Below are 18,197 nucleotides of genomic sequence, written 5' to 3'. Positions count from 1 at the left end.
AAATTGGGGAACCCCCTTTTGTCATGCTCAAACGCCTCGCGAAAAGCCCCTTCATCCTCCTCATGGCCAGCTATGCCATCGGTGCCTATATCCGTCTCGTCTATGGAACGACGCGCTGGACGCTTATGGGGCGTGAATATTTCGAAAGCGCTGTCGCGCAGAATAAAGGTGTGATCCTCGCTTTCTGGCACGGCCGCTTGCTCATGGGGGCCGCGATCCGAAAGGAAACCGACCTACCTGTCTATATGTTAATATCTGCCCACCGGGATGGCGAAATCATTGCGAAAGGCGTGCGCGGGTTCGGAATTGAATTTATTCGCGGCTCAGCGAGTAACCCTAAGAAGGCCTCAAAGAACAAACATGGTGCGTCGGCAATTGCACAGATGATTGCGGCGCTGGAGGAAGGCTCAGTCGTGGGCTTCACCCCGGACGGGCCCAGAGGCCCCCGAGAGACTGTAAAGCCTGGGGTAATCAAACTCGCACAGATGAGCGGCGCGCCGATCATCCCTGCGGCATATTCCGTATCGCGTGGAACGCGCCTGTCCACATGGGACCGGTTCCTATTGGCAGCCCCCTTGTCCAAAGGCTATTACCGCGCAGGGCCGCCGATCACGGTTCCGGCCTCCGCAAGCCCTGAGGACCTTGAGAATATCCGACTAAACTTAGAGCGCGCTTTGAAAGACGTTACACAAAAGGTCGACATGCTTGCGGGACGAAGCGACCTGGAGAAAGAATGACTTCGCCAGACATGAATACGGAATTGCGAGAACCTCTGGGATTAAAGCTCTACCGCTCGATTAGTCGCGCCGGTGAGCCAATAGCGTCCTTCGCGCTGAGACGCCGGCTAAAAGCTGGAAAAGAAGATCCCAATCGTATTGACGAGCGAAAAGGCATCGCGAGCACGCCGCGCCCAGAGGGGCCATTGATCTGGATTCATGGGGCGAGCGTTGGTGAATCACTTTCGGTCATCCCTTTGGTTGAGCATCTGAAATCATTGCACACGGATTTTAATTTCCTTGTGACCACTGGCACAGTGACATCGGCGGACCTAATGAAGGAACGTTTGCCTGAGGGTGCGTTTCATCAATTTATTCCACTCGACCATCCGGATTATGTCTCGAGCTTTGTGGACCATTGGCGACCAGATGCGGCGATCTTTGTCGAATCAGAATTCTGGCCAAACTTGATCTTAAAAGCCCGCGAAAAGGCGAGTTATATGGCGCTGGTCAATGGCCGCATCTCGCCGCGCTCATTCGAAGATTGGAAGCGGCAACCGAACGCAATTAAATTCATCCTCTCATCATTCGATACGATCATCGCCCAAGATCAGCAGAATGCAGACCGCTTAACCACGCTATCCGGGCGCGAGGTAAAAACCCTCGGCAATCTGAAATATGCGGCACCCGCCCTGCCCGGCGATGAAGCTGCCTTGGCGACAATAAAGCGCGAGATAGGTGAGCGTCATGTCTGGCTCGCGGCGAGTACTCATCCGGGTGAAGAGGAAACGATATTCTCGGCTGCTACGATACTACGCACAGATTTTCCGGACCTACTGACGATCATCACGCCGCGTCACCCCGGAAGGGGCGACACTGTCGCGCAAATCTGTACGGAAAATGAACTGACTTACGCCCAACGCTCAAAATCACAGGCCATTGCGCCGGATACCGATGTTTATATCGCTGATACACTAGGTGAATTGGGCCTGTTTTACCGCCTCTGCGATGTCAGCTTCGTGGGCGGAAGCCTGACGGCAAAAGGTGGCCACAACCCGCTAGAACCCGCAAGACTAGGCGCGGCAATTCTTCATGGGCCACATATCTTCAACTTCGTAGAAACCTACGCCAGCATGCGGGTTAGTGGCGGCGCTGCTTTGGTCCGTAACGAGCGCGAAATTGCATCCGCTGTAAGGCGGCTCTTTGCTGACGACAAAACCCGCCGCGCCATGACAGACGCTGCGCGAAGCTCCGCCGAGAGCAATGCTGAGCGGATTCTGAACGATGTGTGCTCTGTCCTCGTGCCTAATTTACCCGCCGCGGAAAGAGCTCAATGATGAAGGAGCCGTGGTTTTGGCATGGTGATACGATCGCCGCGAAGGCTGTCCGAACTACGCTAAAACCTCTCGCCTATCTTTATAGCGCAGGCCATCACTTCCGTTGCGCTATGACGAAAACGCAGCGCGCATCCATTCCGATTATTTGCATTGGGAATGCGACTGTTGGCGGCGTCGGTAAAACGCCGCTCGCCATTCGTATTTATGACCTCCTCCGTGAGGACGGTATTGAGGTTTTTTTTCTCAGCCGCGGCTATGGTGGGTCCGCACATGGGCCACTCTTGGTCGACCGAGATCAGCACACTGCGGACGAAGTCGGTGATGAAGCGCTATTGTTAGCCGCCAAGGGCCCAACAATAGTATCGCGCAATAGGCCAACAGGCGCGGCCTTTGCGGCAAAACACGGCGCGCAAGCAATCATCATGGATGACGGCTTTCAAAATCCAACGATCTATAAAGATGTATCCATTCTTCTGGTAAACAACGAAATCACAAATTCCCAAGAACATTTATTTCCGGCGGGACCATTTCGCGAAAGCCTAAATGATGCCAGACAGCGCGCGGATATTGTTGTGGGTGTTGGCGATAATATAGACGACGCCAAACTTGCTCATCCTGCTGATCATTATGCTTGGCGTGAAGCAGTTGGGGCCATAGAGCCAATGAAAGTGATCGCCTTTGCGGGCATTGGTCGTCCGCAGGGTTTTTTCGACCTTCTCGCGAAAAATGGATTTACGGTCGAAAAGGCAATAGGCTTCCCCGATCACCATCAATACGCACCAACTGAATTGGACATACTGCGCCGCAAGGCGGTTTCGTTAGATGCCCAACTTATGACGACCGAGAAGGATTTTGTCAGATTACCGCCGGAATATCGACAAGATGTCGCGACATTGAAAATCACTATGGCCCTCGATGATCCAGATGGATTGAGACAGAGAATAATGTCTATAATTCACTCAACCGCAGACAACCGGCCATCAACGTAATAATGAACGAAACGCCCCTTGAGATTCCCCTGCCACAACGGCGTACGGACCGCCCTGTCACCTTTACCCACAGGGTCGAACTTGGCTTTGTACTGCTGCTGACTGGCTTTTTCAAAGTCCTGGGCATCGATACCGCATCATTCGTATCCGGTAAGTTTCTACGCATTGTTGGCCCGCTCATAAGGCCGGTGTCGCGACGCGCCGAAGATAATATACGAAAATCTTTTCCGGATTGGTCAGAAGAAAAAATTAAAGCGACCACAAAAGACGTCTGGGAAAACCTTGGCCGTACTGCTGCGGAGTTTAGCCATCTCGAACAACTAAAACCCAATCTCGCAAATGGCCGGGTTGAACTCATTAATGAGAACAAGCTTCGAACCCTTACAGACAATGGCGGCAACGCCATCTTCTTTTCCGGGCATTTTGCAAATTGGGAAGTCTTACCGACAGCGTTTCAATCGCTTGGCATAGACCAAAGCCTTGTTTACCGCGCCGCAAACAATCCTCTAACGGATGAGTACATAATCAAACGCCGGGCGAAAGTGATGACCCGCCATCAAATCCCGAAGGGAAAACGCGGTAATCGCGCCATCATAGAAACGCTGAGCAACAATCGATCATTGCTCATGCTCACGGATCAGAAACTAAATAGCGGTATTTCCGTACCCTTTTTAGGTCGGCCCGCCATGACGTTGAATGCTGCCGCACGCTTGGCGCTAAAATATAACATCCCGCTCGTACCGGTAAGCATAGACCGATTGGGAGGCGCACGATTCAAAGTTGAATTTCATGATCCGCTGCCAATCAATCAAACTGGCAAGATTGATGATGACATCTACACTTTGACAAAATCGATGAACGAAGCGTTGGAAAAGTTTATCCGAGAACGGCCAGGCCAGTGGCTGTGGTTCCACCGGCGCTGGCCAAAAGGCACCTGACTATTCCGTACAGGCACCTTCGCTCGCAACACTTGTCCCGTTGCTAGCAGCAGCGCACGAATTGGGATAAGTGTTGCCGTCACAGCCGCAAACCGGACGATATTCCATCGTACAAATTTGCGGTTTCTTTGTGCATTTACCTGCGGCATCGGCAATCGACCGGCAACTGCCAACTTCATAGCGGCAAAAATCGCTCTCATCTGCACATGGTATAGCCGCGATTCCACCGCACATTTCACCAGTCGCCGCCGCAGGGATTTCATCACCACCGGAGACGGTCTTACAGGCAGTAAGCCCGAGGCAGGCAAAGGCGATGATTGCCAATAAGCGCATGATTAATCACCGACAGACATTTGCGACTGCAGGTAATTCTGCTCGCCGACACGGTCCATAAGCTCAAGTTGCGTTTCGAGATGGTCAATATGCTCTTCTTCAGATTCGAGGATCTCAACCAAAATCTCGCGACTGACATAATCTTTCACGGTCTCGAAATAACCAATCGCTTCTTTATAAAGCGGGTGTGCTCGTTGTTCTGCGCGCAAGTCACATTCCAGCGCCTCACGAACCGACTCACCGATATATACTTTATCGAGGTCCTGAACATTCGGCAGACCTTCGAGAAACAGGATGCGTTCAATCAATTTGTCCGCATGCTTCATTTCATCGATTGATTCGTCATATTCAACTTTTGCGAGCCGTTCAAAGCCCCAATTTTTGAACATGCGCGCATGCAAGAAATATTGATTGACCGTTGTCAGTTCCAGTCTCAACGCCTTGTTGAGATATTCGATTACTTTCTGATCACCTTTCACGGAATCAACTCTCCTTTTAAATTAAGTACACGCAAAATACTCAATTGTTCCCGCAGACAAAGCGATATCTTTGCAAGCGAGAAGCAATAGCGCAGAAATTTTCAAATAAAGGGAGCGTGGCGGTAGAACCGCCTATTCAGCAGCGAGTTTGCAAATGCCGTTTTGGCGCTCTCGAGACTCTTCGATCAATTTTGCAACATCAGGCAGGCACTTACCGCATTTCGGGCGACGTCCGCAGCGCCGGAAAACCTCGGCGACATTCCGCGCATCGCTACTCGCTGAAGCGAGTTCCTTGTCCCTCAACGCATTACAAATGCACACATACATGTGATCGAACCATCTCGTTAGAAAGCCCCGTTTGGGCCGTCGCTAAAGATGGTGCAAATGATAATGATTGTCAATTACAAAATTATTGACAAGAATCGCCCTACTCGCCGGCGCTGTTCGACAGCTCTTTGAGCGGCATTGGCCCCACGGTGAGCTGCGGGTCTACGAGCATTCCTGCCCATTTCAGGCTCCAATGAAGATGCGGACCCGTTACGCGGCCCGTCGCACCGACAGCACCGATTACGTCCCCTTTTTCAACCCTTTGGCCCGGCTCAACATCGATCCGCGACATGTGCAGGAAGGCCGATTCGAGCCAGTGACCGTGATCCAAAAGCACGAGCCCCCCCTCGAAATACATATCGTCCTCGGCAAGCCGGACGACGCCGGGTGCCGGCGCGAGAATGGGGGTGCCGGTTGGCGCGGCGACATCGACGCCCGAATGCGGATTTTTCGGCTCACCATTCAAAATGCGTTGAGAGCCGAAAACGCCACTAATGCGGCCCGTGACCGGCCAGTCGAATCCGGCCAGCCAATCGGCAAGCTCATGGGATTCCTTTCTTGCGGCCTTCTTTTTCTCTCTATCAACGGCAATCTTCGCAAGTTGCGCCTCGGTGAAACCGGAGACTTTTGACTGATCAATGCCGTCGATCCGGTCTACCGGAAATTCACGATCTTCGATTTCAATTGCGCGGCGTTCAACCGTTCCATCCGGCAATGTCACAACGAGCAGCGCAGACAATGCACTGTCGCGACCAAAGCCTATCAGAAATCGGCCATCATTATCGACCAATACATTGTCGCCATCGAGCGTGACTTTCGCGCCGCGCTCCGTTTGTCCGAAAAGCAATCCACCCTGCGCGAACGACCCTTCAATTGTAAAATGATCGGGAGACCCTGCGAACACTTTTTGACGTTCGGCGACATCGTTCATCGCCTCAGTGAATTTTGCGCGCTTTGCGAGATCTATTTTTTCGCCTTCGTTTTGCAGGTTTTTGACCTTTTTCCCGGCCTCAATAAGCGCATTGTCGCTCGTCGGAATATCATCCGTATGCTTAGCGTCTTGTGCAAATGCGCCGCTTAGCCCTACCGCGAGCAGGCTTGCCCCACACATTGCCGCGCGAAAGAAAGACAGATTACGCATCATCGCCCCCTTTTACGTTCATGCCTTTTAGCGCTGCCGCAGCATCCACATAAGGCTCTTGCAGGTCGACGCTCCAATAGCGCAATGCCTTGAGCGGAATTTTCGCGCTCGTTACGGCGCAAACGACATAAGAGCCCGGTTTCACAATATGAAAATCACCATCGTCATATTCGATGATGGCTTCTTCGCCGCTGCCGAGCGTTTCAAAACTATTCATAAAGTGCCAAATGCCTCTTGTCGTTTCTATGCATCATTATCGCGCCCAAAAGGCGCTAGTCAAAGCGAGATTTTAGTCAAATAAGCCTTGTTGTTTCGGCTTGTTCGCCTGTTTTTCGGTTGTTGCTGTCTTGGTTGCCCCTGATTTTACAGACTTTTTAGGGCTTTTCGATGGCACCGAAGTGCCGTCAAACAAGAAATCGCGGGTCCCGTCGACGAACTGAATTTGCCCGCCCGTGACGGACTTACTATCCGCCGCGCGGCGCAATAATTGCCCGTCATCACCGCGCACCAGCGCAAAACCACGTTCAAGTACGTTTTGATATGAGACAGCCGACAATACCCGGGCCGATGAGGCAAGGCGTGATTTTCGGTCGGTGATGACCCGGTCTGTTCGGTCAGAAATACGCGACCAATATTGGCCGATGATATTTTCACGCTTGGCAAAACCCGCCGCCAAAAGATTGGGCGTGAGCCGCCCGCCAATGCGAGCCACCTGGGTCAGCGCAGTATCAAGCCGCGCCCGAAGTCCGGAACGCAACCCATCAGAGGCGCGGTCAAGCCGCTGCGTTGCGGCCCCAAGAATATCTTCGGGCCGGCCCAAACCGCGCGCCGCAGACATCAACGCGGTGCGGCGCTGTTCGATCGTTCTGGTCGCCGCGCCGGCAAAGCGTCGTTCTTTATTCAAAACTTCGCTCAACAATTCCGAACGAACCGGCACTGCAAACTCTGCCGCAGCGGTTGGTGTTGGCGCGCGCCGGTCAGAGACATAATCGATCAAGGTCGTATCGGTTTCATGCCCCACCGCAGAGATCAGCGGTATTTCACTGGCCGCCGCCGTCCGAACGACAATTTCTTCATTAAAGCACCAAAGGTCTTCAAGCGAGCCACCGCCCCGCGCGACAATCAAAACATCCGGGCGCGGAACAGTGCTATCGGGCCCGAGCGCATTGAACCCCTTGATCGCTTCAGCGATTTTTTCCTCTGCCCCGCGGCCCTGCACCAATGTTGGCCAGACAACCACGTGACGCGGAAAACGCTCGCGCAGCCGGTGCAGAATATCGCGGATCACAGCCCCCGAGGGTGACGTCACAACGCCAATCACTTCTGGCAGGAATGGCAATGGGCGTTTGCGCTCCGGGGCGAAAAGCCCTTCAGCGGCAAATTTCTTTTTGCGCTCTTCAAGAAGCGCCATCAGCGCCCCAACCCCGGCGGGCTCAAGCGAGTCGATGACCAACTGATAACGCGACTGACCAGGGAACGTGGTCATGCGCCCCATGGCGATGACTTCCATGCCCTGCTCAGGCTTGATCGTCAGGCGTGCGGCCATGCCCTTCCACATGACGCTCGAAATTACAGATTTTTCATCCTTGAGATCGAGATACATATGCCCCGATGCCGCGCGGGTGACCCGCCCCAGCTCGCCACGCACCCGAACAAGCCCGAAGGTATCTTCGATCGTGCGTTTTACCGCCCCTGATAATTCAGAGACCGTATATTCGTGAACATTGCCGATTTTTTTTTCCGTCATTTTTGTGTTAAATCACATTTCAGCGGCGCAGATAACCGCTTGGGCATAAGTGTGCAAAATTTGCGGTCGTGGTTGGTGTAGTCGGTTTTTCGTATAAGTTGAATATTCTGCGCGATGTCTTTCGCGCGTCTTGGGGTATTTCAGCATTCACATGCGACCGATTTAAGATTTATGGGGGAGATCGTCATGAAAGCCAGATTCCTACTCAGCGCCGCTGCGGCCAGTTTCGTACTCGGCGGTTTCGGCATTACGGCCATTAACAGCCAGCAACAGAACGAAGACGCAGTTCCTTTCTTGCACCCGCTGATGATTGCAAAATCGATTTGCGGTGAACGCACCGACGGCTTTGCCATGCGGCGCGCGTTCTTTGTATCGGCGGCAACGGCATACGCGGCGGAAAGTGACGACGCTACAGACACCGAAAACATGCTGCAAAGTAATCTCGGACATATTCAATTCGCGGTTACAACCTCCAAGCCAGAAGCGCAGGCATGGTTCAATCAAGGTCTTGCGCACATGTTCAACTTCAATCATGGCGCTGCGGTTAAAGCGTTTAAACAGGCGCAGAAAATCGATCCTGAATGCGCCATGTGTTTTTGGGGTGAGGCTTATGCGCTCGGCCCCAATATTAATGCGCCCATGGGTGACGATGCCGTTGCGCCAGCTTGGGAAGCGATCAACAAAGCGCTGGCGCTTCGCTCGAATGCTGACGAAAAAGAGCGTGAGCTGATTAATGCGCTCGGCTATCGCTATGAAGCGCAACCAATTGATGATCGCGCAAAACTAGACAACGCCTTTGCCGATGCCATGGACGCGGTTGCGATAAAATATCCCGATGATGATTTCGTCGCGAGTATCGCCGCCGAAGCCAATATGGATACGCAGCCATGGGATTACTGGGAAGCGGATGCCCGCACACCAAAGGGGCGAACCGCGCGTACGATCTCTTTGATTGAAACCGTGCTTGCCCGGAACCCGGATTATCCGGCGGCCATTCACCTTTATATCCATATGACGGAAGCGTCGCAGAACCCATATCGCGCAGCCGACCATGCTGACCGTCTTGCCGCATTGTCGCCAGGCCTCGGGCATTTAATTCATATGCCCTCCCATACCTATTTCCGCATTGGCCGGTTTAAACAGGCCCTCGATCATAATATCGACGCAGTGGCCGCCGATGAGACCTATCTTGCTGGCACCGATGATGCGAGCAGGATTTATGAATATGGGTATTTCACCCACAATGTTCACTTTGCTCTCACCGCGGCGCAAATGGCGGGCGATGGCGATGCGGCGATGATTATGGCGGAGAAACTGAACGCCAAACTGCCGCTCGATATGGCCGATGCCGCGCCCTGGATTCAACCGATCAAAGCTGCGCCCTATTTCGCCATGGTTCAATTTTCGGACAGCGATGAAATTCTGTCTGCGGAGGATCCCGGCGATACACTGCCCTTCCTGAAAGGCGCGTGGCATTATGCGCGCGGTGAAGCCTATGCAAAGCGTGGTGACGTCGACAACGCGCGCGCCGAGGCCGAGGCAATCAGCGCATTGATCAGCGACGCAGATTTCTCAGCGCTTGCTGATGGCGGCGTTCCGGTTCTTGATATTATGCGTATAGCGCAATTGACCGTCACCGCCCGCGCGTCGCTGGCAGAAGGCGATTTGGCGACTGCGATTGAGGCAATGGAAAATGCGACCGCGCTCCAAGAAGCCCTTCCCTATATGGAGCCGGCCTATTGGTATTATCCGTCGAAGCAAACCCTTGCCGCGCTTGTCTTGATGGACGGTCAGACCGAACGGGCTGAACAATTGTTCCTTGAAACGCTTACGGCATCGCCAAACAATGCGTGGGTGCTTTACGGCCTTGCGGAAACCTATCGAGCACAGGGCGATAAAGACGCCGCGAAATATGCGGACCGATTGTTCAAGCAGGCGTGGGCCGGACCGAAAAAATCGGCCCCGGAGCTGACGCAGCTTTAAGTCGCACTCACATTTTGCTGCCGCCGCTTCGCAAGAACGGAAAAACTGCTCAATATAAATTCTATACTTAGGAGCAGTTTTTCTATGCGAACCATTAATCGACGAGACATCATGACCGGTACCGGCGCGGCAGCCTTTAGCGCTGCGTTCGGTCTGCCTATTCCCTTTGGACGCCATTTGCCGGACGGGTTGAAACCGATCCTTTCGCCAGAGGCCGTGGCGCAGGCGTTGGACGGATCGATCGATGGTAAACCCGGATTGTCCGTTTTGAGCGATCGACCGCTCAATGCGGAGACGCCGCCGCAACTCCTTGATGAAGCGGTCACCAGTGGCAAACACATGTTTGTGCGGAATAACGGCCTGACGCCGACTTTTTCCGACGCGGACATCGCCAATTGGCGATTGGTGATTGATGGCGAAGTCGAAACACCGCTTGACCTTTCGATTGACGATTTGCGCAATGATTTTGATCCGGTGACATTGCAATTGCAGATCGAATGCGGCGGCAATGGTCGCCGGTTCATGACGCCTGCGGCGCGCGGTAATCAATGGTCTTTCGGCGCGATTTCCTGCGCGGAATGGACGGGCGTACGGCTGGCCGATGTGTTGGCAAGGGCCGGTCTTAAAGAGACAGCCGTTTACACCGGGCATTACGGTGCCGATCCGCATCTTTCGGGTGATCCGGAAAAAACACCGATCTCTCGCGGAATCCCCATCGAAAAAGCACTTGAGCCGCACACCATTATCGCTTTTGCGATGAATGGCGGCGATATTCCGCTTTTGAATGGACACCCATTGCGGGTGATTGCCCCGGGCTGGCCCGGCTCCTGTTCGCAAAAATGGCTCACGCGAATCTGGGTGCGCGATCAGGTCCATGATGGCCCGAAAATGACGGGCCAATCCTATCGAGTGCCGCGTTTCCCGGTGGCTCCGGGCGTCGAAGTTGCCGATGAGGACATGAAGATCATCGAATCGATGCCGGTCCGTTCGGTGATTACGGCTCCGGTCACTGCGTCTCGCGTTGCGCCCGGCGAACCGTTTGAGGTGCGCGGACATGCCTGGGCCGGTGATCGGTCCGTCAAAGCGATGGATGTCTCGATTGATTTCGGCGCGACCTGGCAACAGGTAAGCCTTGATGCGCCGGTCAATCGTTATGCGTGGCAACACTGGCGCACCGATTTGACCTTGCCGGAAGCGGGCTATTTTGAAATCTGGGCGCGCGCCACCGATGACGCGGGCGTCATGCAACCGGCGACACAACCGGGCTGGAACCCGCGCGGATATCTGAACAACCTTCAGCATCGTATTGCCATGTTTGCGGTGTAATCGACATGCGTGATCACCTGACCCGAATTGCGATCATCATCGGCATGGTCGCTATTGTATTTACACTGACGAAACTGATGTCGCCGCCAGAAATGGACGCCGAAGCATTGGCGCAAGAAAGCGCGGACCCCATTGCCATTATGGCAGAGACCGCCGATGCGGCGATCAATTATGCGCCGGCCTATGCTGCGCTTAATCCCTATCAAACAGCCATGACCCAAAGCGCAAATGCGCAATTTGATCCGAGTGACGATTATTGGGGCCTGCCTCGCACACCCGGCCATGAAGAGACCGCCGCTTATTGCGCCGCCTGTCATACGCTTCAGATTGTCATGCAACAGCAGCAAACATCCGAAGGCTGGGATTACCTTCTCGATTGGATGGTTACAAAACAGGGCATGGCAGAACCGCCCGCAGATACGCGCGCGCTGATCCACGGCTATCTCAGCCGTGAATTTGGTACAGATGCGTCCCCAGAATAGATTTCCGATCAGCACTTAAATCCCTCGTGACTAAATATTGTCACGCAGTATGGGGCCGTGCTGACCGAGGGGGATAAAATTTAATGAAAAAAATTTGGCGGGAAATTTATCCCCGCCTTTTCATACCGTGGTAGACTACGCCGAAGGTGCCGGTTCCTCGCGATTGGCAATTGCGCTCCGCAGGATCCAATACCCGCACACAATACCGACCAAGCCGGACACGACGAAGGTTCCTTCCATCGCAATCTTTCCGAGATGCATCAGGGCCGTAAGGGTCCACAAGACCGCTTCAGAAAAAGCAAAACTCTCCGACGCGATAAGAACGACAAGCGCGGCCAATCCAATTTTTTCTAACATTTTCCACTCTCCAACCGAATGCAGTCGAATTGGGAATTGAATGTACAATGCGCAAGCCGCTTTTTTGGACTAAGGCAAAATTTAATTATTCTCAGCTTCTTCCAATTGGCGCTTTAACTCTTCGATTTCTTTTTCGCTTAGCTCGCCCTGATTATCCGGCAAGGTCCAGGACGGCTCGAATGGTTTCGGCCCAGTGCCGGCGCGATTACCCTCGACCCCGCGCATGAGATTATCATCCGCACTATCGGCAAGCCCATTAATATCGCCGCTGGGCCGTCGCAGATCTTCAAGATCCCGTTGCAAACGATCCGCCTCCAACTGACGCGCGGTTGCAGGGCCGACCACTTTGTCGAGATCAGGACCGGTTTTTCCGGCCGCACGATCCCGCTTCAGGAGTTCAGTTGCGCGGCTCCAATCCTCACCGCTGGCACCGGGTCGCCAGCCCGACCGGATTTCTCTGCGGCCCGCACATTCTTCGGCTTTGTCTTCGTCGTCAAATTCTTCGGGACAGAAAATCGCGACCACCCCGGATGAACCCGGCGCAATGGCCCCTTCGCCCTCAGGCAAGGGTGCACCGAAATCGACCTGCGGTAAGGCCACTTGCGGACGGACAAAAGTACGGCGGCCAAAGACAGGCTCTTCATCGAACATATCGTCACCCGATGGCTGCTCTTCCACGACCTCCTCAGGCGCTTCGAGTTCGGCCAGATCTTCGTCTATCGCTTCATCATCGCCGCTAGCCTCATCCTCACCAAGGATTTCATCTAGGCCGACCTCCGGGTCCGATTGCGGGTCTTCGGAAACCAAGGGTTCCGGCGCTTCTTCCTCTGCAATCTGTGGTTCGGGCTCTGGCGTCGGCGAGATCAGTTCATCTTCTTCGGCTGGCGCAGGTTCGGGGATGAGCGGTTCCGGCGCATCGGCCGGCGGAGCCAATTGCGGATCAAGATCAAGATTGATCTCCGGTAATTCCGATTCGGTTTCAGGCTCTGGTTCAGGCTCGGGCTCTGGCTCAGGCTCGGTGATTTCCGGTTCCTCGGGCTCGGGGATCGGTTCCGGCTCTGGCTCCGGTTCGATTTCCGGCTCCTCAACTATTTCTGGCTCGGGCTCTGGCTCCGGTTCGGGTTCCTCTGGTTCAGGTTCCGGCTCTGGCTCTGGTGAAATTTCGGGGTCCCGCAAAGGCAGGTCAAAAGGCAATGTTTCGACCAGCGTAATGCTAATGGTGTCGCTCGGGGCATTTGGTATCCAGATCCGGACGCGCGCAAAGGTCGAAAGCAAGGTCAGCACGATCAAATTGATCGAAAGCGCCAAAACAAATGCCGAACGCCGTTGCCGCCGGTCATTTGCGGTCAGGAAATTCATGACCCGCGTGCTAAAACGCCGCCACGGACGCATTAACCGCCGGGCCGCTTGCCGCCCCGGTAATCCGGACGCAATTCTCCCCAGAACGCCTTTTTTCGGTTTAGGCGAGGTTTTTTTGGGTCCGACCGGCGAATCCGGCTTGGTCTCGTCATTCGTCATGCGGCGCGACATTGATCGCAGCGCATTAGACGCTTAAACGCGGGGTAAGAAAAAAGGAGACTGACCAAGTGAAAGTCCTGTTAGTTGGTGGCGGCGGCAGGGAGCATGCGCTCGGATGGAAAATCGCGCAAAGTCCCGAATTGTCAAAGTTATATTTGGTACCTGGGAACCCTGGGCTCAATCATCTTGGTGAAACTTTGCCTCTATCAGATGGTGATATTGAGGCGATTGCGGATTTTGCAGCAGAAAGCAAGATTGACCTCGTCGTTGTTGGACCCGAAGCGCCATTGGCCGCCGGCTTGGGCGATCTTCTACGAGACAAAGGCATAGCATGTTTTGGTCCTGATCGCGCGGCCGCCCAACTTGAAGCATCGAAAAGTTTCATGAAAGACGTCTCCAAGGCTGCGGGCGCGCCGACGGCGGCCTATGGCAAATTTACGGATGCGGAACCGGCAAAGGCATTCTTGCGTGATCAAACCGCTCCTTATGTAATCAAAGCCGATGGGCTGGCGGCAGGCAAAGGCGTTGTTATTGCAGAAACGCTGGCAGACGCCGAAACGGCCGTTGACGATATGCTCGCCGGGCAATTCGGGGCAGCCAGTGCATCCATCGTTATCGAAGAATTCATGCATGGCGAAGAAGCCAGTTTCTTTGCCATCACTGACGGCAAAACGATAGTCCCGCTGCTCGATGCGCAAGATCACAAACGCGCGTTCGATGGTGATAAGGGCCCCAATACCGGCGGCATGGGTGCTTACAGCCCGGCACCGGTATTCACACAGGCCGTTTATGACCGCACCATGCGCGAGATTATTGAACCGGTTGTCGCAGAAATGGCTAAACGCGGCACGCCCTATGTCGGTGTGTTATATGCGGGCTTAATGATCGAGAACGAAAAGCCTCGGCTTGTTGAGTTTAATGCGCGGTTTGGCGATCCGGAATGTCAGATCTTAATGCGACGCCTACGGAGTGATATTCTCCCCCTTCTTTATAAGGCAGCAACCGGCGCATTAGATGGCGTGACCCTCGACTGGAGCGACGACGCGGCAGCGCTCGTCGTCATGGCAGCGGATGGATATCCGGGAAGCTATGAAAAAGGCTCGCCCATTGGCGGTATAGACACCGCAAATCAACTGCCCGGCGTCGTTGTTTTTCACGCGGGAACCAAGTCTAATGATGGTGAAATCGTTGCCAATGGGGGGCGCGTGCTCAACATTTCGGCGACGGGGGCAACCATCGATGAAGCGGTCGAACGCGCCTATGCGGGCATTGCCGCCATCGATTGGCCGCAAGGGTTCTACCGCAAGGACATTGCTTGGCGGGCATTGGAGAAACGCTGATGAAAAATGTCGAGACTTGGCGCAAATTTGCACAGAGTTTCGACGTGAATGGCGCACGTATCGCCTTTTGGACATCAGCCGACCCGTCAGAACAAAAGCCGTGGCTTCTTTTAATTCACGGCTACCCGACTTCATCATGGGATTGGACCGGAATCTGGGACGGTTTATCGGCAAACTTTAACCTTGCCGCATTGGACATGCTGGGCTTTGGGCTTTCTGATAAACCGACAAGCACCTATTATTCGATTGTCTCCCAGGCCGATCTGCAAGAAGCACTGCTCAGCCATCTTGGCGTAAGTGAAGCCCATATTTTCGCGCATGATTACGGCAACAGTGTCGGGCAAGAACTTCTCGCCCGGCATAATGAAGGCGCGCTCAGCTTTGCCATCAAATCTATGTGCTTTTTAAATGGCGGGCTTTTCCCCGAACAACACAGAGCACTGACAATTCAGAAACTGGGCCTGTCGCCGCTGGGGCCGCTTTTGGGTGCTATGCTCAGTCGCGATAAACTGCGCGATACGTTTAACGGGATTTTCGGGCCAAACACGAAACCAAGCGCGGCAGAAATAGATGCCCATTGGGCGTTTCTAACTGAGCAAAATGGTCGAAAAGTCTTTCACAAGCTTTTACAATACATCCCGCAACGGAAGGCAAATCGCGAGCGATGGGTTGGCGCATTGAAAAACACACATCTTCCGCTCTGCCTTATCAATGGCGGAACAGACCCCATTTCTGGGAAACATCTTTATGATTATTTTTGCGAGCAGGTACCAAAGGCTACGGCCTATCTATTGAATGACATCGGTCATTATCCGCATACAGAATCACCTGAGCGCACGTTAAAAGCATTTTTCAGATTTCACAGCATATCAGAAAGTTAAGTTCAATGGCTGCATTTCTAAGCATCTTTATTACCGTTTTTCTCGCAGAGCTTGGCGACAAAACCCAACTCGCGACCGTCCTTTTCGCAAGCGACAGTGGTCATTCGAAATGGATGGTTTTCCTCGCCGCTGCTGCCGCCCTCACACTTTCAACTGCGGCGGCTGTATTACTTGGGGCCGCAGCTGACCGCTTTGTAAGTGCCCTTCCCCTTAAACTGATCGCCGGTGCCGGCTTTATTCTTATCGGCGCATTGATGGTGATCGAGCATTTTCGCGCTGTATAATAAGGAGCCTGCCCAATGGCTGATGATTCGAACCCTGATTTTTCCGGCCTCGGCGCAACGCCCGAGCATCTGAAATTCGACGAGACCGCCCTTACTGAATACATGACCAAGCATGTCGAAGGTTTTGAAGGCCCGATCGACGTCAAAAAATTCAAAGGCGGGCAATCGAACCCGACTTATCTCGTTTCGACGCCATCGAAGAAATATGTCGTGCGTCGCAAACCACCGGGGAAACTTTTGCCGTCCGCCCATGCGGTCGAGCGGGAATATAAAGTCATGACCGCACTCGGCGGTCAGGGCTTTCCGGTTCCAAGAACCTATGCCCTTTGCGAAGATGCGGACGTTATCGGCACACCATTTTTTGTGATGGATTTTCTCGAAGGCCGAATTTTCTGGGACGCTTCTTTACCGGAAGTTCAAAAGGAAGAGCGCAAACCGCTTTTCAATGCGCTGGTCGATACTTTGGCCGATCTTCATAATATTGACTATCAGGCAGCGGGCCTCGGCGATTACGGCAAGCCCGGCAATTATTTCGAACGACAGATCGGTCGCTGGTCGAAACAATATCAAGCGGCAGAAACAGAAACCATCGAAGAGATGGATGCCCTGATGAAATGGCTTCCCACGGCCATCCCATCTGATGATGCGACCAGTGTCGTTCACGGTGATTTTCGGTTTGATAATGCGATCATGCACCCGATCGAACCAAAAGTGATTGCGGTCTTGGATTGGGAGCTTTCAACACTCGGCCATCCGCTCGCGGATTTCACCTATTTCCTGATGCTTTGGCACTTCCCGCCATCAGTACGCGGCGGCTTGATGGGGCGCGACCTCGAAGAACTCGGCGTGCCGTCGATGGAAGATGCGGTAGAGCGCTATTCTAAGCGCACCGGGCGCGGAGAAATTGCCGATCTCAATTTTTGCCTGGCCTACAACATGTTCCGACTGGGCTCGATCGTCCAAGGCGTTTACGCACGAGCCCTCCAAGGCAACGCGTCCTCACCGGAAGCGAAGAATATGGGCACACAGGCACGGATGCTGGCAGCGCTGGCATGGACCTATGCACAAAAAGCCGGCGCATAAGCGCTGGCTTCATGGTCAATCCAATTGCCCAGAAAAATTTAGACACAAAAAAGCCGGCCCAAAGGCCGGCTTTTTCAGATCTACGTTCCGAGGAACGCTAAATCAATTAAGCAGATTTCTTACGGCGTGACGCGAAGCCAAGGCCAGCAAGACCAGAAATCAACAGCGGAAGCGCTGCAGGAACTGGAACGTCGCTTACGTCAAACTGCGCGATTGTGAAACCAGCGCCATCTGTAACTGGCTCGAAGCGGAACACAGAACCGAAGAATGTGTCTGCCAAGAGGTCAACCGCAGTGATCGTCGCAAAGAACACATTGTCGATGTAAAGGTTGAAGTCGCCGCATGGGCCTTCTGAACCTGGGTTCGAGCAATCTGTGTCATTACCAGCGTTGAATTCGATGTTTGAAAGCCAAACGTCGTTTGTGAATGTGAACTCAACTGACTCTTGTGCGCTGAACTGGATTTGGTCTTGTGTCTGATCGTCTTCAGAAATCGCACCGAGACCTGAGTTGTCTGGGTAGATGTCTTGGATCAGCGTTGTTGGATCGCCGTTCGTGTAAGCAATTGCTGTGAACTCGATGCCGTCTTTCGAATAATCAAAACCTTCTGCATCATTATCTGTGCAAAGGTCAGTACCGATAGTACCGCAATCGTTGACGATGTTTCCGACATTGGTCGGATCATCTCTGAACGCACCGCCAGATTTAAAGATAAAAGTCGTCGCACTCGCCGGCGCCGCCATCATGCCGGCTGCAAAGGCTGCTACGGCTAGGTAACGAAGGGTTTTCATGTGGTATTCCCCCACTCAAACTAACAAATGAATCCGGGAACGCCGGACGTCGCACTGTTAACAATTACTTAACAGCATTCGTAAAATCACAATAGTTGGCGAGAATGTCAACGTAATTTGAGGGCAGAATCAGAAAAAACTGCTGC

20 protein-coding genes are annotated in these 18,197 nt (G+C 53.5%); 11 read left to right on the top strand and 9 right to left on the bottom strand.

Annotation, left to right across the window (positions count from 1 at the left end; genetic code table 11):
* Positions 1–23: 23 nt before the first annotated feature.
* Genes ABFZ83_RS14675 through ABFZ83_RS14660 form a run of 4 tightly spaced genes read left to right on the top strand, consistent with a single transcriptional unit; the run spans position 24 to position 3,980 of the window.
* Positions 24–737, top strand: coding sequence for a lysophospholipid acyltransferase family protein (locus ABFZ83_RS14675; RefSeq protein ID WP_411817301.1), 714 nt, complete (start codon positions 24–26; stop codon positions 735–737).
* Complete coding sequence (locus ABFZ83_RS14670) at positions 734–2,053, top strand: 3-deoxy-D-manno-octulosonic acid transferase (protein ID WP_411817300.1); 1,320 nt, start codon at positions 734–736, stop codon at positions 2,051–2,053. The genes ABFZ83_RS14675 and ABFZ83_RS14670 overlap by 4 nt, the downstream gene beginning before the upstream one ends.
* Positions 2,050–3,042, top strand: coding sequence for a tetraacyldisaccharide 4'-kinase (lpxK, locus tag ABFZ83_RS14665; RefSeq protein WP_411817299.1), 993 nt, complete (start codon positions 2,050–2,052; stop codon positions 3,040–3,042). The genes ABFZ83_RS14670 and lpxK overlap by 4 nt, the downstream gene beginning before the upstream one ends.
* Before the next feature lie 2 nt (positions 3,043–3,044).
* A complete protein-coding gene (locus tag ABFZ83_RS14660; RefSeq protein ID WP_411817298.1) occupies positions 3,045–3,980 on the top strand; it encodes a lysophospholipid acyltransferase family protein in 936 nt (311 codons plus the stop codon).
* Here ABFZ83_RS14660 and ABFZ83_RS14655 read toward each other — a convergent pair whose 3' ends face one another.
* The 6 genes from ABFZ83_RS14655 to xseA all read right to left on the bottom strand — a co-directional run bounded on the left by ABFZ83_RS14655 (position 3,981) and on the right by xseA (position 8,007).
* On the bottom strand, positions 3,981–4,313 hold the full coding sequence (locus tag ABFZ83_RS14655) for a Kazal-type serine protease inhibitor family protein (RefSeq protein WP_411817297.1): 333 nt from the start codon (positions 4,311–4,313) through the stop codon (positions 3,981–3,983). It abuts the gene before it with no gap.
* A 2-nt stretch (positions 4,314–4,315) separates the two neighbouring features.
* The gene (gene bfr, locus ABFZ83_RS14650; RefSeq protein WP_411817296.1) at positions 4,316–4,792 is read right to left on the bottom strand and encodes a bacterioferritin; all 477 of its coding nucleotides are present in this window, start codon (positions 4,790–4,792) and stop codon (positions 4,316–4,318) included.
* A 132-nt stretch (positions 4,793–4,924) separates the two neighbouring features.
* Positions 4,925–5,119, bottom strand: coding sequence for a bacterioferritin-associated ferredoxin (locus ABFZ83_RS14645; RefSeq protein WP_411817295.1), 195 nt, complete (start codon positions 5,117–5,119; stop codon positions 4,925–4,927).
* Positions 5,120–5,219: 100 nt separating this feature from the next.
* Positions 5,220–6,263, bottom strand: a complete 1,044-nt coding sequence (locus tag ABFZ83_RS14640) for a M23 family metallopeptidase (protein WP_411817294.1) — start codon at positions 6,261–6,263, stop codon at positions 5,220–5,222.
* Entirely contained in the window at positions 6,253–6,477 is a 225-nt protein-coding gene (locus ABFZ83_RS14635; RefSeq protein WP_411817293.1) for a DUF2093 domain-containing protein, read from the bottom strand. Before ABFZ83_RS14635 ends, ABFZ83_RS14640 begins: the two co-directional genes overlap by 11 nt.
* A gap of 72 nt (positions 6,478–6,549) precedes the next feature.
* A complete protein-coding gene (gene xseA, locus ABFZ83_RS14630; protein ID WP_411817292.1) occupies positions 6,550–8,007 on the bottom strand; it encodes an exodeoxyribonuclease VII large subunit in 1,458 nt (485 codons plus the stop codon).
* Positions 8,008–8,193: 186 nt separating this feature from the next.
* On the opposite strand from xseA, the gene ABFZ83_RS14625 reads away from it, so the two are divergent.
* The 3 genes from ABFZ83_RS14625 to ABFZ83_RS14615 all read left to right on the top strand — a co-directional run bounded on the left by ABFZ83_RS14625 (position 8,194) and on the right by ABFZ83_RS14615 (position 11,798).
* Positions 8,194–9,990: a tetratricopeptide repeat protein gene (locus tag ABFZ83_RS14625; protein WP_411817291.1), complete on the top strand. Its 1,797-nt coding sequence runs from the start codon at positions 8,194–8,196 to the stop codon at positions 9,988–9,990.
* An 84-nt stretch (positions 9,991–10,074) separates the two neighbouring features.
* Positions 10,075–11,316: a sulfite oxidase gene (locus ABFZ83_RS14620; protein WP_411817290.1), complete on the top strand. Its 1,242-nt coding sequence runs from the start codon at positions 10,075–10,077 to the stop codon at positions 11,314–11,316.
* A 5-nt stretch (positions 11,317–11,321) separates the two neighbouring features.
* Positions 11,322–11,798 carry a hypothetical protein gene (locus ABFZ83_RS14615; protein WP_411817289.1) on the top strand — a complete coding sequence of 159 codons (477 nt, stop codon included), beginning with the start codon at positions 11,322–11,324 and terminating at the stop codon, positions 11,796–11,798.
* A gap of 135 nt (positions 11,799–11,933) precedes the next feature.
* Here the strand turns inward: ABFZ83_RS14615 and ABFZ83_RS14610 are convergent, their stop codons facing one another.
* Both ABFZ83_RS14610 and ABFZ83_RS14605 read right to left on the bottom strand, forming a co-directional pair.
* Positions 11,934–12,155, bottom strand: coding sequence for a hypothetical protein (locus tag ABFZ83_RS14610; protein WP_411817288.1), 222 nt, complete (start codon positions 12,153–12,155; stop codon positions 11,934–11,936).
* Between the two features lie 81 nt (positions 12,156–12,236).
* Complete coding sequence (locus ABFZ83_RS14605) at positions 12,237–13,673, bottom strand: hypothetical protein (RefSeq protein WP_411817287.1); 1,437 nt, start codon at positions 13,671–13,673, stop codon at positions 12,237–12,239.
* Positions 13,674–13,741: 68 nt separating this feature from the next.
* Here ABFZ83_RS14605 and purD point away from each other — a divergent pair, with 68 nt between their 5' ends.
* The 4 genes from purD to ABFZ83_RS14585 are packed head-to-tail and all read left to right on the top strand — an operon-like array spanning position 13,742 to position 17,261.
* Positions 13,742–15,013 (top strand): phosphoribosylamine--glycine ligase, encoded by a 1,272-nt coding sequence (gene purD / locus ABFZ83_RS14600; RefSeq protein ID WP_411817286.1) that lies wholly within the window; start codon positions 13,742–13,744, stop codon positions 15,011–15,013.
* Complete coding sequence (locus ABFZ83_RS14595; RefSeq protein WP_411817285.1) at positions 15,013–15,894, top strand: alpha/beta fold hydrolase; 882 nt, start codon at positions 15,013–15,015, stop codon at positions 15,892–15,894. Before purD ends, ABFZ83_RS14595 begins: the two co-directional genes overlap by 1 nt.
* Before the next feature lie 5 nt (positions 15,895–15,899).
* Entirely contained in the window at positions 15,900–16,178 is a 279-nt protein-coding gene (locus ABFZ83_RS14590; RefSeq protein ID WP_411817284.1) for a TMEM165/GDT1 family protein, read from the top strand.
* A gap of 15 nt (positions 16,179–16,193) precedes the next feature.
* Positions 16,194–17,261, top strand: coding sequence for a phosphotransferase family protein (locus tag ABFZ83_RS14585; protein ID WP_411817283.1), 1,068 nt, complete (start codon positions 16,194–16,196; stop codon positions 17,259–17,261).
* Between the two features lie 106 nt (positions 17,262–17,367).
* Here the strand turns inward: ABFZ83_RS14585 and ABFZ83_RS14580 are convergent, their stop codons facing one another.
* The gene (locus ABFZ83_RS14580; RefSeq protein WP_411817282.1) at positions 17,368–18,051 is read right to left on the bottom strand and encodes a VPLPA-CTERM sorting domain-containing protein; all 684 of its coding nucleotides are present in this window, start codon (positions 18,049–18,051) and stop codon (positions 17,368–17,370) included.
* Between the last annotated feature and the right edge of the window lie 146 nt (positions 18,052–18,197).

The sequence above is a fragment of the Hyphococcus formosus genome (assembly GCF_046736345.1).
Lineage (GTDB): Bacteria > Pseudomonadota > Alphaproteobacteria > Caulobacterales > Parvularculaceae > Hyphococcus > Hyphococcus formosus.
This window is presented reverse-complemented; position numbering and strand designations above follow the sequence as displayed.

What these genes read in the sequence shown, in the direction of transcription:
- ABFZ83_RS14590 (WP_411817284.1), top strand. Translation starts at nt 15,900, where the DNA reads ATGGCTGCATTTCTAAGCATCTTTATTACCGTTTTTCTCGCAGAGCTT.
- ABFZ83_RS14585 (WP_411817283.1), top strand. Translation starts at nt 16,194, where the DNA reads ATGGCTGATGATTCGAACCCTGATTTTTCCGGCCTCGGCGCAACGCCC.
- ABFZ83_RS14645 (WP_411817295.1), bottom strand. Translation starts at nt 5,119, where the DNA reads ATGTATGTGTGCATTTGTAATGCGTTGAGGGACAAGGAACTCGCTTCA.
- ABFZ83_RS14635 (WP_411817293.1), bottom strand. Translation starts at nt 6,477, where the DNA reads ATGAATAGTTTTGAAACGCTCGGCAGCGGCGAAGAAGCCATCATCGAA.
- ABFZ83_RS14625 (WP_411817291.1), top strand. Translation starts at nt 8,194, where the DNA reads ATGAAAGCCAGATTCCTACTCAGCGCCGCTGCGGCCAGTTTCGTACTC.
- ABFZ83_RS14675 (WP_411817301.1), top strand. Translation starts at nt 24, where the DNA reads ATGCTCAAACGCCTCGCGAAAAGCCCCTTCATCCTCCTCATGGCCAGC.
- ABFZ83_RS14660 (WP_411817298.1), top strand. Translation starts at nt 3,045, where the DNA reads ATGAACGAAACGCCCCTTGAGATTCCCCTGCCACAACGGCGTACGGAC.
- ABFZ83_RS14670 (WP_411817300.1), top strand. Translation starts at nt 734, where the DNA reads ATGACTTCGCCAGACATGAATACGGAATTGCGAGAACCTCTGGGATTA.
- ABFZ83_RS14615 (WP_411817289.1), top strand. Translation starts at nt 11,322, where the DNA reads ATGCGTGATCACCTGACCCGAATTGCGATCATCATCGGCATGGTCGCT.
- ABFZ83_RS14655 (WP_411817297.1), bottom strand. Translation starts at nt 4,313, where the DNA reads ATGCGCTTATTGGCAATCATCGCCTTTGCCTGCCTCGGGCTTACTGCC.
- ABFZ83_RS14640 (WP_411817294.1), bottom strand. Translation starts at nt 6,263, where the DNA reads ATGATGCGTAATCTGTCTTTCTTTCGCGCGGCAATGTGTGGGGCAAGC.
- lpxK (WP_411817299.1), top strand. Translation starts at nt 2,050, where the DNA reads ATGATGAAGGAGCCGTGGTTTTGGCATGGTGATACGATCGCCGCGAAG.
- ABFZ83_RS14580 (WP_411817282.1), bottom strand. Translation starts at nt 18,051, where the DNA reads ATGAAAACCCTTCGTTACCTAGCCGTAGCAGCCTTTGCAGCCGGCATG.
- ABFZ83_RS14610 (WP_411817288.1), bottom strand. Translation starts at nt 12,155, where the DNA reads ATGTTAGAAAAAATTGGATTGGCCGCGCTTGTCGTTCTTATCGCGTCG.
- ABFZ83_RS14605 (WP_411817287.1), bottom strand. Translation starts at nt 13,673, where the DNA reads ATGACGAATGACGAGACCAAGCCGGATTCGCCGGTCGGACCCAAAAAA.
- ABFZ83_RS14595 (WP_411817285.1), top strand. Translation starts at nt 15,013, where the DNA reads ATGAAAAATGTCGAGACTTGGCGCAAATTTGCACAGAGTTTCGACGTG.
- ABFZ83_RS14620 (WP_411817290.1), top strand. Translation starts at nt 10,075, where the DNA reads ATGCGAACCATTAATCGACGAGACATCATGACCGGTACCGGCGCGGCA.
- xseA (WP_411817292.1), bottom strand. Translation starts at nt 8,007, where the DNA reads ATGACGGAAAAAAAAATCGGCAATGTTCACGAATATACGGTCTCTGAA.